Annotated in this window: 15 protein-coding genes; 7 read left to right on the forward strand and 8 right to left on the reverse strand. The window is 37.5% G+C overall.

Going from position 1 to position 14,659, the window contains the following annotated elements; translation table 11 throughout:
* Nucleotides 1-36: 36 nt before the first annotated feature.
* Complete coding sequence (locus HMPREF0819_RS04745) at nucleotides 37-741, reverse strand: DMT family transporter (protein WP_237393044.1); 705 nt, start codon at nucleotides 739-741, stop codon at nucleotides 37-39.
* Nucleotides 742-799: 58 nt separating this feature from the next.
* On the reverse strand, nucleotides 800-937 hold the full coding sequence (locus HMPREF0819_RS09355; protein ID WP_004232953.1) for a hypothetical protein: 138 nt from the start codon (nucleotides 935-937) through the stop codon (nucleotides 800-802).
* A gap of 130 nt (nucleotides 938-1,067) precedes the next feature.
* Here HMPREF0819_RS09355 and HMPREF0819_RS04750 point away from each other — a divergent pair, with 130 nt between their 5' ends.
* The gene (locus HMPREF0819_RS04750) at nucleotides 1,068-1,904 is read left to right on the forward strand and encodes a LysR family transcriptional regulator (protein ID WP_004232954.1); all 837 of its coding nucleotides are present in this window, start codon (nucleotides 1,068-1,070) and stop codon (nucleotides 1,902-1,904) included.
* A gap of 69 nt (nucleotides 1,905-1,973) precedes the next feature.
* On the opposite strand, the gene upp is transcribed toward HMPREF0819_RS04750, so the two are convergent.
* The 4 genes from upp to HMPREF0819_RS04770 all read right to left on the reverse strand — a co-directional run bounded on the left by upp (nucleotide 1,974) and on the right by HMPREF0819_RS04770 (nucleotide 6,970).
* The gene (gene upp / locus HMPREF0819_RS04755; protein WP_004232955.1) at nucleotides 1,974-2,603 is read right to left on the reverse strand and encodes a uracil phosphoribosyltransferase; all 630 of its coding nucleotides are present in this window, start codon (nucleotides 2,601-2,603) and stop codon (nucleotides 1,974-1,976) included.
* 158 nt (nucleotides 2,604-2,761) lie between these two features.
* Nucleotides 2,762-3,928, reverse strand: coding sequence for a MalY/PatB family protein (locus tag HMPREF0819_RS04760; protein WP_044023342.1), 1,167 nt, complete (start codon nucleotides 3,926-3,928; stop codon nucleotides 2,762-2,764).
* Nucleotide 3,929: 1 nt separating this feature from the next.
* The gene (locus HMPREF0819_RS04765; protein ID WP_004232957.1) at nucleotides 3,930-5,024 is read right to left on the reverse strand and encodes a cystathionine gamma-synthase; all 1,095 of its coding nucleotides are present in this window, start codon (nucleotides 5,022-5,024) and stop codon (nucleotides 3,930-3,932) included.
* Nucleotides 5,025-5,335: 311 nt separating this feature from the next.
* Nucleotides 5,336-6,970: a putative polysaccharide biosynthesis protein gene (locus HMPREF0819_RS04770; RefSeq protein WP_004232958.1), complete on the reverse strand. Its 1,635-nt coding sequence runs from the start codon at nucleotides 6,968-6,970 to the stop codon at nucleotides 5,336-5,338.
* Nucleotides 6,971-7,065: 95 nt separating this feature from the next.
* Between HMPREF0819_RS04770 and HMPREF0819_RS04775 the strand changes: the two genes are divergently transcribed.
* The 5 genes from HMPREF0819_RS04775 to HMPREF0819_RS04795 all read left to right on the forward strand — a co-directional run bounded on the left by HMPREF0819_RS04775 (nucleotide 7,066) and on the right by HMPREF0819_RS04795 (nucleotide 12,478).
* Nucleotides 7,066-8,517, forward strand: coding sequence for a UDP-N-acetylmuramoyl-L-alanyl-D-glutamate--L-lysine ligase (locus HMPREF0819_RS04775; protein WP_004232960.1), 1,452 nt, complete (start codon nucleotides 7,066-7,068; stop codon nucleotides 8,515-8,517).
* A 174-nt stretch (nucleotides 8,518-8,691) separates the two neighbouring features.
* Nucleotides 8,692-9,474, forward strand: a complete 783-nt coding sequence (locus HMPREF0819_RS04780) for an ABC transporter ATP-binding protein (protein WP_004232961.1) — start codon at nucleotides 8,692-8,694, stop codon at nucleotides 9,472-9,474.
* Between the two features lie 24 nt (nucleotides 9,475-9,498).
* Nucleotides 9,499-10,431, forward strand: a complete 933-nt coding sequence (locus HMPREF0819_RS04785; protein WP_004232962.1) for an ABC transporter substrate-binding protein — start codon at nucleotides 9,499-9,501, stop codon at nucleotides 10,429-10,431.
* A gap of 29 nt (nucleotides 10,432-10,460) precedes the next feature.
* Complete coding sequence (locus tag HMPREF0819_RS04790) at nucleotides 10,461-11,480, forward strand: FecCD family ABC transporter permease (protein WP_004232964.1); 1,020 nt, start codon at nucleotides 10,461-10,463, stop codon at nucleotides 11,478-11,480.
* Entirely contained in the window at nucleotides 11,477-12,478 is a 1,002-nt protein-coding gene (locus HMPREF0819_RS04795; RefSeq protein WP_044023343.1) for a FecCD family ABC transporter permease, read from the forward strand. Before HMPREF0819_RS04790 ends, HMPREF0819_RS04795 begins: the two co-directional genes overlap by 4 nt.
* 177 nt (nucleotides 12,479-12,655) lie before the next feature.
* On the opposite strand, the gene HMPREF0819_RS04800 is transcribed toward HMPREF0819_RS04795, so the two are convergent.
* Together HMPREF0819_RS04800 and HMPREF0819_RS04805 are read right to left on the reverse strand one after the other, a co-directional pair.
* Nucleotides 12,656-13,312, reverse strand: a complete 657-nt coding sequence (locus HMPREF0819_RS04800; protein WP_004232967.1) for a DUF1803 domain-containing protein — start codon at nucleotides 13,310-13,312, stop codon at nucleotides 12,656-12,658.
* Nucleotides 13,305-13,820, reverse strand: a complete 516-nt coding sequence (locus HMPREF0819_RS04805) for a YiiX/YebB-like N1pC/P60 family cysteine hydrolase (RefSeq protein ID WP_004232968.1) — start codon at nucleotides 13,818-13,820, stop codon at nucleotides 13,305-13,307. The genes HMPREF0819_RS04800 and HMPREF0819_RS04805 overlap by 8 nt, the downstream gene beginning before the upstream one ends.
* A 100-nt stretch (nucleotides 13,821-13,920) precedes the next feature.
* On the opposite strand from HMPREF0819_RS04805, the gene yaaA reads away from it, so the two are divergent.
* Entirely contained in the window at nucleotides 13,921-14,652 is a 732-nt protein-coding gene (yaaA, locus tag HMPREF0819_RS04810; RefSeq protein WP_004232970.1) for a peroxide stress protein YaaA, read from the forward strand.
* Nucleotides 14,653-14,659 lie beyond the last annotated feature (7 nt).

Genomic DNA, 14,659 nt, shown 5'->3' on the forward strand with positions numbered 1-14,659 from the left:
ATAATCAAATGGTCAAAAAAGGTCAAATGAAAAATTTTAATATTTGACTTTTTCCTGTAGCAAAACGACTTGGCTGGTCTTTTTCGGTTGATAGATTGACAAAAGAACACCGACAAAAATCAAAACTGTCCCTAAAAAAGCTAAACCGCTCAGCCATTCTCCAAAGAAAATAAAAGCAAAAATAGCTGTAAAAATCGGTTCTAATGAAAACATCACACTGGTAAACTCAGTACTGACATAAGATTGAACGATTGTCTGCATCACCCATCCATAAGCTGAACAAATCAAAGCTAGTCCCAAAACTGAAAACCAAACCAAACTAGAATGTGGAAGAACAGGTGTCTCAAAGCTAAATGTTCCTATTAAAGCGTACAAGCTAGCAAAACCTAATTGCCAAATTCCTAAACTCATCGCATCAACCTTCTCAACAAAATGCTTAGAAAGGATAATATATACGGCATATAAAGTTGCAGATATTAAACACATCACAGCTCCAATATTGAATTGTGACAAATCAGCTCCTGTTAATAGGTAAAGCCCCGATAAAACAATTAGAATAGCTCCAACTGTTTTTAAATCAGGCATTTTTCGTGTCAAAATAGCACGTAAAGTAGGAACAATCACTACTGTCGTAGAAGCTAAAAAACCAACTGTTGAAGCTGAGGTATCAATGACACCTACAATAAGAAAATAAAAAACAGCAAATAATATTATCCCTGCAAATGCACTGTAAGCCAGCACTTTCCAAGAAAATGTTTTTTTAAATAACGATAAAAAATGAATACTAAAGCCAAAAAAGCTAAGCCACAGCGCAGAGCAATAATTCAATGGCGGGAATTTCAGAAGCACCAAGAGCCTTAAACAGATAAGACATTCCCCACGCAAGAGGAACACTCACTGAAAAAAGTTTAGCATGTTTTTGAACTATGATTCTCACCTCTCACTTCCTAATATCTTGTTTTATTATAAGGTCATATTAGTCATAAGTAAAATTAAAGTATATAATAGAAGAATAAGTTTTACTTATCGAAAGGTGTTATTATGATTTCAAAATATGCTATTTCTGCTTGGTTATTGAATTGGGGTCATTCACCAAAGCAGCTCAGCAATTAAATTACTCACAAAGTGCTATCAGTCAGACAATCAAAAATCTTGAAAAAGAAATTGGGACTTGTCTGTTAACACGAGGTCACGAAGACATCCATTTGACCAAAGATGGACAAGCCCTTTACCCTTACTTTCAGCAAATTGTCCAAAGTGAAAAACAGCTGACTAAAAAAATCGAGGAACTCCAAGGGCTCAATAAAGCTGAAATCCGCATTGGGCATTTTACCTCAGCTAGCCAAAATTTCATTTTGCCCTTCATTAAAGATTTTAAAGCCAAACACCCAACTGTGAATTTCGTTCTTAAGCAAGGAGACTATACCAGCATTCACCAATGGCTTGATACTGGACAAGTTGATTTAGGATTTACGCACATCGATTATGTTGGAAATTTACAATCACAAGTTCTTTACCAAGATTGTCTTTATGCAGTCTTACCAAGTAAGCATCCTTTAGCCAAGCAAGATGAAGTTTCCCTTGCTGACTTAGCCAAAACTGAATTAATTCTACTTGATGAAGGAGAAAATAGTTTAACGCGCGCCGCATTTGAAACGGCTAATATCACTCCTACATTCGCCTACGAAATTTACGACGACTACACTATTTTAGAAATGATTCGACAAGATTTAGGAGTCAGTCTTCTTTATGAAAATTTTCTGGATGGTTTGACACTTCAGGATTTGACTATTCGTCACATTGCCGAAAAGCCATTTAGAACTATTGTTCTAGCTTGGAAAAGCTGGCAGACTCTTCCTCTGGCAGCTCAAGAATTTGCTAAAACTATTTCTAGCAAAATATAAGACTAACATCACAAAAAAGGTTTGAGTTCAATGAACTCAAACCTTTTGATTAAGCATAACAACTTAATCTTATTTTGTACCGAACAAACGGTCACCAGCGTCACCAAGACCTGGTATAATGTATCCATTTTCGTTAAGTTTTTCGTCAAGAGCTGCAGTGTAGATGTCGATATCTGGGTGAGCTTCTTGAAGTGCTTTAACACCTTCTGGAGCAGCAACAAGACAGATGAATTTGATGTTAGCTGCACCACGTTTTTTAAGAGAGTCAACCGCTAGAATTGCAGAACCACCTGTAGCAAGCATTGGGTCTACAACAAAGATTTGACGTTGGTCAATATCTTCTGGCAATTTCACAAGGTATTCAACTGGTTGTAAAGTTTCTTCGTCACGATACATACCGATGTGACCAACTTTCGCAGCTGGAATAAGACTTAAAAAACCATCAACCATACCGATACCAGCACGTAAAATAGGGACAATTGCAAGTTTTTTACCAGTCAATTGTTTTTGAGTTGTTTTTGTAATAGGTGTTTCAATTTCAACATCTTCTAGAGGAAGGTCGCGAGAAACTTCATAACCCATAAGCATTGCGATTTCATTAACCAATTCGCGGAAATCTTTAGTTGAAGTTGTTGTACGACGCAAAATTGACAATTTGTGTTGGATAAGCGGATGTGAGATAACTTGGAATTTTCCCATGATTGTACTCCTTTTTATACTGAATTTGTTTAACCTTATCAATTATAGCAGAAAATAGCAAAATATGCTCGTTTTTTATGACGAATGTCACATTTTTGTCACAAAAAACAACTTTTCCGCCTCAAACAATGAAAAAAGCAGGCAAATGCCTACTTCTCTCATTGTTTGCTAAAAACACTAGCAATACGTCTACTTGCTTCGACAATCGTTTCAAAAGGTGTTGCTGCATTTAAGCGTGCAAAATATTTTCCTTCATTTCCAAAATGCGCCCCATCATTTAAAACAACTTTTGCTTCTTTTTGTAACTTTTCATCCAATTGCGGCTGTTCAATGCCGTAAGCTGAAAAATCAAGCCAAACAAGGTAAGTCCCTTCAGGCTTCATTACCTTTATCTTGGTATTTTCTTCAAGATAATCTGATAGATAGTTGATATTTTTTTCAACCACTTTTTTCAACTCTTCTAGCCAAGCCTTGCCATGAGTAAAGGCAACTTCCGTAGTAATCATGCCAATCGTCGGCACCTCATGCTGGTTATTAGCAAGCTGCACTCGTTGAAATTTTTTCCTAAGTTTTGGATTTTGAATAATGGCAAAGCTATTTTTCGTACCAGCAATGTTAAATGTTTTAGTCGCTGAAGATAAAATGATTGCAAAATCTTTGAATCGATGGTCAACAGTATTGAATGAATGATGTTTATTGCCAAAAAGAGCCAAATCTTGGTGAATCTCATCAGAGACCAAAATCACACCATGTTTTTGGCAAAGTTCGCCAATTTTTTTCAATTCTGCTTCTGACCACACACGACCTCCAGGATTATGCGGGCTGCAAAAAATGTAAAGCTTAACGTGATTATCGACAATATCTTTTTCAAGTTGTTCAAAATCAATTTCAAAATGACCATTTTGGATGCTCAAAGAATTTTCTACCAACTTCCGGCCGTTAAGGCGGACTGTTCGAGCAAATGGATAATAAACTGGTGAGTTGATAAGAACAGCATCACCTTTTTGTGTAAAAGCTTGAATAGCAACTGAAATTGCAGGAACAACACCGTCGATAAATGAAATATCTTCTTTTTTCACTTCGTAGCCATGCTCACTCTTCTCCCAATCAATCACGGCTTGATATAAAGAGTCTTTAAAGTAATTGTAGCCAAAAATGTGTTCTTGACCGTAAGCAACGATGGCATCTTTAATTTCTGGAACTGGTAGAAAATCCATATCTGCTACCCACAGTTGCAATAAATCAGGATTATCTTCCGAGCTCTGCCATTTATAAGTAAATTGTTTCAATCGATTTGGTCTAGTTGTAAAATCGTATTGTCCCATACTAGTCCTCCAAAGCATTTTTTAAATCTTCAATTAAGTCGTCCACATCTTCGATACCAATCGAAAGACGTAGCAAGTCATTTGTCAAACCGTAAGAAAGACGAACATCTTCTGGAATATCAGCATGGGTCTGAGTTCTTGGATAGGTGATTAAACTTTCGACACCACCCAAACTTTCAGCAAAAGTAATGATTTCAAGGCTATTGATAATGTGAGGAATTTTTTCTTCGTCAACTACTTTAAAAGAAATCATACCACCTTTTCCTGTATAAAGAACTTCTTTAACAGCTGGTGATTTTTTCAAAAAAGCAACAATCTCTTGAGCATTCTCAGTTGCTTTTTCCATCCGAAGCTTTAAAGTCTTGAGTCCACGCATCAGCATGTAAGAATCAAACGGCGATAGAGTTGGTCCCGTAGTGTTGAGGTTATAAAAGAGCTTATCATAAATAGCTTTATCACTTGTAATCACGACACCTGCTAAAACATCATTGTGACCAGCTAAATATTTTGTCGCTGAGTGAACAACAATATCAGCCCCAAGCGTAATTGGATTTTGGTAAATTGGACTATAAAAAGTATTATCAACAATCAGCTTTGCTCCATTTTTGTGAGCTACTTTGGCAACCTTTGCAATGTCAAATTCAATCATCAATGGATTTGTTGGGGTTTCAAGATAAACAAGGTCTGTTTCCTCTGAAATAGCAGTTAAAAGATCTGTTTCATTATTGACATATGTAAAGTTGAAACGTCCTTCTTTTTCTTTATCGTTAAACCATCTAAAAGAGCCACCATACAAATCACGCGCAGCCACCACCTTTGCTCCTACAGGAAAAATTTCCAACGCTAAAACAATGGCGCTCATTCCAGATGATGTCGCTAGGGCATAATCAGCATTTTCAATAGCCGCTAATGTTTTTTCAAGTGTCGCACGTGTTGGATTTTTTGTTCTTGTGTAATCAAAACCAGTTGATTGTCCAAACTCTGGGTGTTGATAAGTCGTCGAGAAATGAATTGGCGCAGCTAAAGCACCAGTTGCCTCATCAGATTTAATCCCAGCATGCGCTAAAATCGTAGCCAATCTACAGTCACTCTTCATAACAAACTCCTCTCTTCTCACATAACTTAGTTAACGTTCAAAAATTTCTATAGCATTTATTCTAACATTTATTTGTGAGAAAAAAGCTCTTTTTGGCTATTCTATTTCTTGATAGTTAGCTATAAGAAAAAGCTATAGCAAAAACAGTCCACTGGACTGTAATCATTTCCCTATTTTCAGGCTCATGAAAAAACAGTCCAATGGACCTTAATCGCTTCCCTGTTTTCAGGCTCATGAAAAAACAGTCCAATGGACCTTAATCGCTTCCCTATTTTCAGGCTCATGAAAAAACAGTCCACTGGACTGTTTTTTTATTCCATATGTAATTTTTGACGGAGTACTTTTGCTTTGCTGCCGATTAATTTATCTAGTAAATGAGTGGCGAGCGCAAGGAATCCATACACGAGAGCGCCTGAGGCTCCCATCAAGACGAGGTATACGACACTACCAAAGCGTGTTGTGGGACTAATAACAAAATGAAGTCCAAATGTCCCTAATGCCACAACAACTCCCATAATAGCTGTTAAAATGGTTACCAAAAGGACACCACGTAACAAAGCTTTACGATTAAAATGTGTCACAGCATGAATCTGATTGAACATCAAGATTATCGGAATCAACAAACCAATAGCTGTTGATAGTAAAGGTCCATATGCTTTAAAAAGATAGATAAATGGTACTTGTAAAACTACTTTAACAACCAAGCCGTAAGCAAAATAGTTAATAGCTTTGCGATTTTCAAACAAGGCTTGAAGCATCGGCGCAAGTAAACTATAAAGTGCTAAGAAAATAACCTGAACCAAAGCACCGACAAACAACCAAAGTGCTGCATCATTTGGTGCACCGTAGAAGAGCGTGTAAAGTGGCTGAGCTAAAATAATGGCTCCCATCATTGCAGGGAAAAGTACCATGCACAACATTTGTAAGCTATTGATTACTAAATGCGCTGCGGCTTTTTTATCTTTGTTGACAAAGTTTTCTGTTAAAAGCGGAATACCTGCTCCCCCAATCGCTGTCGCAAGAGAAATCAAAATCATTGTGACTTTATTTGGGTTACTTGATAAGTAAGCATAAAGAATTTGCAGCTCTTTGAGGCTATGCGATGTGAACAATTTCATTGAATTGATGAAAGACCATTGGTCAACTAATTGGAAAAGTTGAATCGCTGCTCCAGTGATAATAAACGGAATAGCTTCTTTCACGGTTTCAATGATAATAGCTTTGGCATCAATATCGATATCGTCATTTTCTTTAGAGAGAATGGCTTGCAATTTTCCTTCTTTCCAAAGGAAGAAAATGAGCACTGCAATACTTGCAATCATACCGATAAAGGCAGCAAATGTCGATTGAACAACTGCTGAAACATAATCGCCTGAACCGATTTTCATAATCATGAAGGCTGTAAGTAACATCCAAATCACACGGATAACTTGCTCAGCAATCTGGCTCATGGCGTAAGGTTTTAGATTATTAAATCCTTGGAAAAAGCCACGAAGAACACTCATAGATGGGAAAAGGAGAACCGCCCATGCTAGACTCTGCATGACACGAATCAAATCTTCTCCACCGCCACTCCATGTGGCTTGAATTGGCGCACCGACGTACATAATCGCCGCAAAAATAAAACCAAGCACCAAGGTTAATTTTAAAATCTTTCGTAAGAGATAATAACTAGTCTCTTCTTGCCCAAGCGTGTTATATTTGGAAACTTGCTTTGCAATAGCAACTGGAATACCTGCTGTTGAAATCAGTAGAAAAACAGCGTAGATATTGTAGCCCATTCCAAAAAGAGCATTGGCTTGCTCGGCATGCGTTCCCATCCAAGCATACCACGGAATAATGTAGAAGGCCCCTAAAAGGCGACTGATGAAGTTTGAAGCTGTCAACCAAGCAGCTCCGCGCACCATCTGCTGTTGCTGTGTCATATTTGTTTTGTTTTTAGACATAGTTTTCTTCCTAATTTAAAAATAAGCGTTACATTTTATTATAAACTTTTGCTTATGACTTGTAAAACAAAGACATAAAGTCTAAAATAGAGTGTATGATTACACTTGAAAAAACCCTCGATATCCTGAAAAAAGATCATAATTTCCGCGAAATTATCTTCCACAATCACTACAGCCTTGATTGGGAAGAAAATCCTAGTTTTTCAAAAATTAGCTTTGATAGTCGCGATGTAGATAGTTCGACACTTTTCTTTGCAAAAGGGGCAACTTTTAAAAAAGAATATCTAGAACAAGCTGTCCAACTTGGTTTACCTTTCTACGTCAGCCAAGTTGACTATGAACTTGATATTCCTGCTATCATCGTAACTGATATCAAAAAAGCGATGAGCTTGATTGCCATGGAATTTTATGGTCATCCAGAAGAAAAATTAAAAATCATTGCTTTCACTGGTACAAAAGGGAAAACAACTGCTGCTTACTTTACTTATAATATCTTGAAGCAAAGCCACAAACCAGCAATGTTTTCAACAATGAATACAACACTTGATGGTAAAACATTCTTCAAATCAAAATTGACAACACCGGAGAGTCTTGACCTCTTCAAAATGATGGCAACTGCTGTTGATAATGGCATGACTCATCTTATCATGGAAGTTTCAAGTCAAGCTTATCTAGTTGATCGTGTCTACGGATTGACATTTGATGTTGGTGCCTTTCTTAATATCAGCCCAGACCACATTGGACCGATCGAACACCCAACTTTTGAAGATTACTTCTACCACAAACGTCTATTAATGACAAATAGCAAAGCTGTTGTGGTTAACGCTGGCATGGATTATTTCAAAGTCGTTACTCAACAAGTCGCTGACAAACCACACGATTTTTATGGCAGTGGTTCTGAAAATACAATTGAAAATGGCAGAGCTTTTGATTTTGACGTGACAGGCAAACTTGCTGGTCATTATGATATCCAACTCATCGGCTCATTCAACCAAGAGAATGCGTTAGCTGCTGGACTTGCTTGTCTTCGTTTAGGAACAAGCCTTAAAGACATCAAAAAAGGAATCTCAGAAACTAGCGTGCCAGGTCGTATGGAAGTTGTCACTCAAGCAAATGGAGCCAAAGTCTTTGTCGACTACGCTCACAACGGAGATAGTCTTGAAAAACTACTTTCTGTTGTTGAAGAACATCAAAAAGGGCAACTTTACTTAATTTTGGGTGCTACTGGAAATAAAGGTGAAAGTCGTCGTGCAGATTTTGCGCGTATTATCAATGCTCATCAAAATCTCAATGTCATCTTAACAGCTGACGACCCGAACTACGAAGACCCACAAGCTATTGCTGAAGAAATCGCAAGTCAAATAACGCGCTCATTAGACATTCAAGTTGACCGCGAAAAAGCAATTGCCAAAGCAATGCTACTCACGAAAAATGAAAATGATGCAGTAATTATTGCGGGTAAAGGTGCAGACGCTTACCAAATCGTTAACGGTGAACGCACAGCCTATGCAGGCGACCTAAATATTGCTAAAAAATACCTTAATTAGAATGGTTATTGTTGATATTTAGAATGGTTCTAATTAATTAGAATTCTATTATATTTTTGTAAAAATATTTCCAAAAAAGGCTTACAAAGGCCTTTTTTCTATGCTAAAATAAAAAGGCAATTCTTCATTTGAAAGAATTGCTTTTTACTATTTTCCGATGAAAGGAAGCATTTTATGTCAGAAATCAAAGCTGAAAACATTTCAGTAGCTTATGATGACAAAGTGATTATTGAGAACTTATCCACTAAAATCGCTCATCAAAAAATTACGACAATCATTGGCGCTAACGGTTGTGGAAAATCAACACTTCTAAAATCTTTAACACGCATCCAAGCTGTCAATGAAGGAAAAATCTTAATTGACGGTCAAGCCATCACTACTTTGCCAACTAAGGAAGTGGCTAAAAAGATTGCTTTACTGCCACAGGTCTTAGAAGCTACTGAAGGCATTTCAGTTTATGAACTTGTTTCGTATGGTCGCTTCCCGCATCAACATTATCTAGGAAGTCTAAACGAAGAAGACAAAGAGAAAATTGACTGGGCTATGCAAATGACTAAAGTCTACGAATTTGCCGATAAAAAAGTTGATTCTCTTTCTGGTGGTCAACGTCAACGTGTCTGGATTGCTATGGCTTTAGCACAAGATACAGATACTATCTTTTTAGATGAGCCCACAACTTATCTCGATATGAACCACCAACTGGAAATCTTAGAATTACTTAAAAAGCTCAACCAAGATACCAAAAAAACAATTATTATGGTCTTACATGATTTGAACTTGTCAGCTCGATTTTCAGATGAATTGATTGCCATGAAAAATGGTCAAATTAAATACCACGACAATGTTCAAGGCATCATGACAGCAGATATTTTGCGTGACATTTTTAGCATTGATGCCAAAATCGTTCAAGACCCTATCCATAACTGTCCAATTTTGCTGACTTATCAGCTCGTATAGATTTATTAGCAGGAGACGCTTAACATGAAAAAATTTTTCATCACTCTAACAACTTTCCTTGCAACACTTGTGTTAGTTGCTTGTCAAAATACATCATCAACATCAAATAAGACTAAACTCTCTAGCATGCCAAAAATCACTGGCTTTTCTTATGAAGGCGACATTCCAAAAAATCCTAAAAAAGTCGTTAACTTTGCTTACTCATACACAGGTTACCTTCTAGAACTTGGTGTTGATGTTTCAAGTTATTCTCTTGATTTGGAAAAAAATAGCCCAGCTTTTGGCAATAAACTAGCAGATGCTGTTCAATTGACTTCTGATGACACAGAAGCCATCGCAGCGCAAGAACCAGATCTTATCATCACTTTTTCAACAGATGAACACCTCAAAGAGTTAAGAGACATTGCACCTGTTTTAGTTATTGAATTTGGTAAGAGTGATTACCTTGAAATGATGACAAACCTTGGTAAAGTCTTCGGAAAAGAAGATAAAGCTCAAAAATGGCTTGATAACTGGAAAGAAAAAACTGCCAAGGCTAAAGAAGAACTTGGTCAATACATCAATCCGTCAACTACCTTTACCGTTATGGACTTTTACGACAAAGATATTTATCTTTATGGCGATAACTGGGGACGTTCTGGTGAGTTGATTTATGATTCACTTGGCTTTTCTGCACCTCAAAAAGTGCAAGATGATGTCTTTACGGCTGGTTGGTTCGGCGTTTCACAAGAAGTCCTTGGAGATTACGCAGGTGATTACCTTGTCGTAAACGTTAGCGATGATACTAAAAATGCTGCCGCTTCATTAAAAGAAAGTGATGTTTGGAAAAATATCCCAGCAGTCAAAAACAATCATGTCCTTGAAGTCGATGAAAATCTCTTCTACTTCTCAGACCCAATGTCACTTGATAAACAGCTAGATGCTTTTGTCGATACCATCAAAAAAGCTAATAGCTAATTTTTGAACACTTCTGAAAAGGAAATACAATGAAACAATCGTACCTTCTTCAGAAAAATAAGCCAGCTCAAGCTTGGCTTGTTTTTTTCGGTATTAGTATTATATTCTTTCTTGGCTGGTATTTTGGGCTTCGCTTTGGTGCTGTTTCTTATTCAAATCAAGAATTACTAAGTGTTGTTAAAGCACCATTGACTGACTCTAATTTACAGGACGTGATTTTCGACCTACGTTTGCCAAGAACAGTTGCTGCTATTTTAGTTGGAGCTGCCATGGCTCAAGCTGGTAGTATTATTCAAGGTGTCACACGCAATCCTATCGCCGACCCTGGGCTTCTTGGAATCAATGCTGGTGCAGGACTTGCTTTAATTGTTGGCTACGCTATTTTTGGCAGTATGCACTACAGCTTAACCCTTCTTGTCTGTTTAATTGGTGCTGTTATTGCGGCATGCTTGATTTTTGGCATAGCTTATCATCCTAAAAAAGGCTATCAACAGATTCGTATTATTCTGGCGGGTGCCATGATTTCGACTCTCTTTTCATCTTTAGGTCAAGCTGTCACTTTGTATTTTGATTTGTCGAAAGCAGTTATCGGCTGGCAAGCTGGTGGTTTAGCACAAGTCAATTGGAAAATGCTTGGCATTATTTCACCGGTTATTATTATTGGTTTGATTTTAGCACAATTGTTAGCTCATCAGTTGACTATTTTAAGTCTTGATGAAACTGTGGCAAAATCTCTAGGACAGAAAACTTTTCTGATAACGATTAGTTTACTGGGCATCGTGGTTGCCTTGTCAGCAGCAGCTGTGGCGCTAGTTGGTAGCCTAGCTTTTGTGGGCTTGATTATTCCGCATTGCATTAAAATGTGTGTTGGAAAGGACTATCGTGTCCTTCTTCCTTTAACAGCATTTGCTGGTAGCACCTTTATGCTTTGGGTCGACTTGATTTCTCGTATTATTAATCCACCAGCTGAGACTCCGCTAAGTGCAATTATTAGCATCGTTGGTCTCCCATGTTTCTTGTGGTTAATGCGAAAGGGGGAAAATTTATGAGGCAAAAATTTCATTTTACAAAACGTTTCTTTCCTCTCTTACTTCTACTATTAGTCATCTTTCTAGCATCACTAGCCATCGGATACGCCAATTCATCAATCAGCGAAGTGCTCAAAGTCTTTCTTGGAAAATCAAATGCGACCATGTCTTTAATCGTCCTAAAAATCAGGCTTCCTCGCATCTTAGCTTGCATGATTGGCGGAGCTGCCTTAGCAGTATCAGGCATTTTACTACAAACTCTCACAAAAAATCCGTTAGCGGACTCAGGGATTTTAGGGATAAATACTGGTGCTGGATTTGTCATTGCCATAATGATTGGACTACTAGATATTTCAAATCCAAAAATTCTAGCATTTATGCCATTTTTAGCCATGATAGGTAGTATCATCACAATCTGTACAGTTTACGCTATCTCTCATCAAAAGAATCAGCCTATCTCTCCTTCACGATTAATCATCGCTGGTGTCGGCGTTTCAAGCCTACTCTCTGGCATGATGATTTCCATTATTGATAATCTTGATATCGGAAAAACAGATTATATCGTCTCATGGCTGAGCGGAAAGGTGACTGGTGGTAACTGGCAGACTCTCATGACGCTTACACCTCTATTTCTTCTATCCTTAGGACTAACTTATTGGCGCAGCTATATTTTAAACATGATGATGTTCAGTGAGGAGACGACAATTGCGCTTGGTATTAATATCAAAAAAGAACGACTCGTGCTTCTTATTTTGTCGACAGCTCTAGCATCACTGAGTGTCATTCTAGTTGGAAATATTACTTTCATCGGTCTGCTGTCAGGTCATATCACAAAACAGCTATTTGGCAACGACCACCGCATAACCTTACCAGCTAGCATGATTGTGGGCATGATTTTAATACTCGTTGCCGATACCATTGGACGAAGTCTTTTAGTTGGTACTGGTATTCCGACAGGCATTATCATCTCAGTTATCGGTGCCCCATATTTTCTTTATCTCATGATTAAAGCAAATTAAAAAGCTGAGACAAAAGTACTCAGCATCTTGTTTATATAGTTATTATTTACAAGGCGCAGTAGTTGAGTGGGTTCTAATGCGCTGATAAATCAACTTTTATAACCCTACTCAACTTTGCGGGGGTGAGACAACGAAATCGAATTTCTTCGAAATTACCGATTTCTGTCTCACTCCCTTTTATGCTTTGCTTGCAAAAACTAGTGATTCTTTACCAAAATCCATCTTCAATTCATATCTACCATTATCATTCTTCTTAATGTAGCCTAATAATGCCAAGGCTTCTACAAAAATATCAGGTCGTTTTTGAGCGACTTCGTCTTTGTCAACAAATTTCAATAGAAAAGTTGTCATGTATTTCAAAGCGTAAGCCTGATTAACATCTCCTAGCAAATCGTACAATGGTTGTTGCAGTTCAGACATTGGCAAGTTTTCAGCGAGTTTGAAAAAATAATTTGCAAGTGTTAATTCATCACGAGCAATACTTGTCTTTTCAGCGAGTACCAAATCATTAGTCTCATTTTCCAAACGTGTCTCGAAAGTGATTACCATCAAGTCAGTGTAAACCGGACTCTCATCATCCACAAAAATCTGACTATCTAGGTCAATATTTTCTAGAGATTCAAGCAAGTCTAATCCAATCGTATAGCGCTTATTGTCACGGATAATGTACCCTGCTTGGACATATTCTTCAATCAAACGGTCAATCTTTGAGGCTTCTTGAAACTGTGCTTTGATTTGACGCAAAGTCACATCATCAGTTTGATAAAGAAAATTAACCAAATCCTTGAAAAAATCTTGTCGTGTTAATTTATCTGGATTAAAAATTTTAATCATGTAATTCTCCTAAATATTGTAAAAACGCTGAATTGGCTAGTTGGCTGGGATTGGTGCCTGGTTGGTTCAAAGGCACAGCAAGACCAAGTTTGTCATAGTAGTCTTGCCAAAACTCTGAAATCTCCTGCTCATCATCACCAAATTTCATAGGAACAGTTTCAAAAATCGGTAAGATTTCTGCAATATACTCTGAACAATAATAACAATCATTGTCAGGATAAAAGCTGTCATTATAAGGTCTACCGAGAAGATTCTTTGCAGCTGCCAGAACTTGGTCTGGATTTATTTTTGGATAACGGTAAACCGAAATAAGCTGCTCATGTATATCCAAAAATTCTCTCAAACTTTGTCTAGCAACGCCTTGATTTCTCGTTGCATGATAAATCATCTGCTCAAAAAAGATACCAACATGACTATAATGACCCGTCGAATCCTTTATGGCTTGTGACATTTCTGAGGCATCATACATAAAAAGTAAGTCTCCAGCCTGCAATTCGCGTAGTTTCATATCTTAATTGTAACAAAAAACATAAGCGACTGCTAGAAGAAGACAATCTTAAAATGCTAATCAATTGTAGCTAAGATTTATCGTATGCTATAATGCCAGTATGAAACTATTAATCCCTAACGCCAAAGAATTAAATACCAATCAAGATGCCTTTTCTTATCAGGAACTTTCTCAAAAGCCCCAAGCAATACTTGATATTTTGACGGATTTTTCTGTTAAAGATTTGACAAACTTTTATAAAATCAATTCTAGCAAAGCTGACCAAGAGTGGCTGCGCTGGCACCGCTTGTCAGACAAAGAAGCAAAAAGCTACCCTGCTTGGCTCTTATATGATGGGCTGATGTATCGCTATATGAATCGTCAGCAAGTCAGCCAAGCTGAACAAGACTACCTCGATGAGCACCTTCGTATCGCAACAGCATTTTATGGACTTGTCAAACCAACTGACCTGATTGCGCCGCACCGCCTTGATTTTCAAGGAAACTTAAAAATCGGAAAAACTTCTTTGAAGCAATTCTGGCGAGAAGACTATGATAAAGTCGTTCAAGATGATGACCTTATCATTTCACTACTTTCCTCAGAATTCGAGCAAGTCTTTTCACCAGATATCCGTAAACGCATGATAAAAATCATCTTTATGGAAAATCGAGCTGGTAAACTTAAAATCCATTCAACCATTTCTAAAAAAGGACGTGGTCGTTTGGTCTCACTCATGGCTGAAAAACAAATTGAAACACTTGAGGACATAAAGACATTAACTTTCGATGGATTCTCATTTTCATTAGAGCATTCAGATGACAAGACAATCACCTTTATCCGAGATGGAGAATAAAAAAGCA

Origin of the sequence: Streptococcus equinus ATCC 9812, from assembly GCF_000187265.1 — a bacterium.
In the GTDB taxonomy this organism is placed as follows: domain Bacteria; phylum Bacillota; class Bacilli; order Lactobacillales; family Streptococcaceae; genus Streptococcus; species Streptococcus equinus.

Excerpts from the sequence above, each read along its gene's own strand:
- HMPREF0819_RS04770 (WP_004232958.1), bottom strand. The coding sequence starts at position 6,970 with ATGTCTAAAAACAAAACAAATATGACACAGCAACAGCAGATGGTGCGC.
- HMPREF0819_RS04790 (WP_004232964.1), top strand. The coding sequence starts at position 10,461 with ATGAAACAATCGTACCTTCTTCAGAAAAATAAGCCAGCTCAAGCTTGG.
- HMPREF0819_RS04780 (WP_004232961.1), top strand. The coding sequence starts at position 8,692 with ATGTCAGAAATCAAAGCTGAAAACATTTCAGTAGCTTATGATGACAAA.
- HMPREF0819_RS04795 (WP_044023343.1), top strand. The coding sequence starts at position 11,477 with ATGAGGCAAAAATTTCATTTTACAAAACGTTTCTTTCCTCTCTTACTT.
- HMPREF0819_RS04785 (WP_004232962.1), top strand. The coding sequence starts at position 9,499 with ATGAAAAAATTTTTCATCACTCTAACAACTTTCCTTGCAACACTTGTG.
- upp (WP_004232955.1), bottom strand. The coding sequence starts at position 2,603 with ATGGGAAAATTCCAAGTTATCTCACATCCGCTTATCCAACACAAATTG.
- HMPREF0819_RS04775 (WP_004232960.1), top strand. The coding sequence starts at position 7,066 with ATGATTACACTTGAAAAAACCCTCGATATCCTGAAAAAAGATCATAAT.
- HMPREF0819_RS04800 (WP_004232967.1), bottom strand. The coding sequence starts at position 13,312 with ATGATTAAAATTTTTAATCCAGATAAATTAACACGACAAGATTTTTTC.
- HMPREF0819_RS04805 (WP_004232968.1), bottom strand. The coding sequence starts at position 13,820 with ATGAAACTACGCGAATTGCAGGCTGGAGACTTACTTTTTATGTATGAT.
- HMPREF0819_RS04760 (WP_044023342.1), bottom strand. The coding sequence starts at position 3,928 with ATGGGACAATACGATTTTACAACTAGACCAAATCGATTGAAACAATTT.
- yaaA (WP_004232970.1), top strand. The coding sequence starts at position 13,921 with ATGAAACTATTAATCCCTAACGCCAAAGAATTAAATACCAATCAAGAT.
- HMPREF0819_RS04765 (WP_004232957.1), bottom strand. The coding sequence starts at position 5,024 with ATGAAGAGTGACTGTAGATTGGCTACGATTTTAGCGCATGCTGGGATT.